This window comes from Paenibacillus sp. sgz302190 (genome assembly GCF_059820445.1).
Genome location: NZ_JBZYAO010000100.1, coordinates 1 through 1,156, shown reverse-complemented (window position 1 = coordinate 1,156; position 1,156 = coordinate 1). Strand labels below are relative to the sequence as shown.

The window sequence follows — 1,156 nt, the reverse complement described above, 5'->3', positions numbered from 1 at the left end:
CTACGACACCCTGATTAAAAGTCAGGTGCTCTACCAACTGAGCTAATGGCTCAAGCTATAATTATGGGGTCCCCGCAAAGTAATCGGAATTCGCTTCAGAGCTGATCTTCACTTTGTGGGGTGTAATACTGGGGATCTAGGATTCGAACCTAGGCATGACGGAGTCAAAGTCCGTTGCCTTACCGCTTGGCTAATCCCCAATACTCACATGCCGTCGAGAGGACTTGAACCCCCAACCTACTGATTACAAGTCAGTTGCTCTACCAATTGAGCTACAACGGCATATTAGGTTGTTCATGGTGGAGGCTGACGGGATCGAACCGCCGACCCTCTGCTTGTAAGGCAGATGCTCTCCCAGCTGAGCTAAGCCTCCGTGGGATATCGGAATCCACTTCGCAAATTCCTTAGCAAAGTGAAACCTTATGACCCGTAGGGGATTCGAACCCCTGTTACCTCCGTGAAAGGGAGGTGTCTTAACCCCTTGACCAACGGGCCTTAATTCATGAAGCTTCCAACCGGAATCGAACCGGTGACCTCATCCTTACCATGGATGCACTCTACCGACTGAGCTATGGAAGCAAAGACTCCCCGAACAGGACTCGAACCTGTGACAACTCGATTAACAGTCGAGTGCTCTACCAACTGAGCTATCAGGGAACAGTGCTTGGCAACGTTCTACTCTCCCAGAACCCTTCGGTTCAAGTACCATCGACGCTGGAGGGCTTAACGGTCGTGTTCGAGANCAGTGCTTGGCAACGTTCTACTCTCCCAGAACCCTTCGGTTCAAGTACCATCGACGCTGGAGGGCTTAACGGTCGTGTTCGAGATGGGAACGCGTGGATCCCCTCCGCCATCATCACCAAACAGTCAAAGTGCTCTTTTGCACCCTGAAAACTAGATACGAAACTTGCGTAAAGTGTGAATTGCTGTGCCCTTCAGGTGTTGACCTTCCGGGGCTCCCCGCAAAGTAATCGGCATCCGCTACAGAGCATTTGCTTCACTTTGTGGGGACTTTTTTGGTTAAGCCCTCGACCGATTAGTATTCGTCAGCTGCACACGTTGCCGCGCTTCCACCTCGAACCTATCTACCTCGTCGTCTACAAGGGGTCTTACTTACTGGGAAATCTCATCTTGAGGGGGGCTTCACGCTTAGATG

General features: G+C 51.3%; 6 tRNA genes and 2 rRNA genes. All 8 read right to left on the bottom strand.

Annotated features, from left to right (window positions below):
- Positions 1–128: 128 nt before the first annotated feature.
- Positions 129–200 (bottom strand) — tRNA-Gln (locus AC6RNO_RS36670).
- Positions 201–209: 9 nt separating this feature from the next.
- Positions 210–282, bottom strand: a tRNA-Thr gene (locus AC6RNO_RS36665).
- Positions 283–297: 15 nt separating this feature from the next.
- Positions 298–373: transfer RNA gene (locus AC6RNO_RS36660), tRNA-Val, on the bottom strand.
- A gap of 50 nt (positions 374–423) precedes the next feature.
- Positions 424–495, bottom strand: a tRNA-Glu gene (locus AC6RNO_RS36655).
- Between the two features lie 11 nt (positions 496–506).
- Positions 507–579: transfer RNA gene (locus AC6RNO_RS36650), tRNA-Thr, on the bottom strand.
- 5 nt (positions 580–584) lie between these two features.
- Positions 585–657 (bottom strand) — tRNA-Asn (locus AC6RNO_RS36645).
- A 90-nt stretch (positions 658–747) separates the two neighbouring features.
- Positions 748–864 (bottom strand): 5S ribosomal RNA (gene rrf / locus AC6RNO_RS36640).
- Between the two features lie 152 nt (positions 865–1,016).
- Positions 1,017–1,156, bottom strand: a 23S ribosomal RNA gene (locus tag AC6RNO_RS36635); the annotation flags it as partial.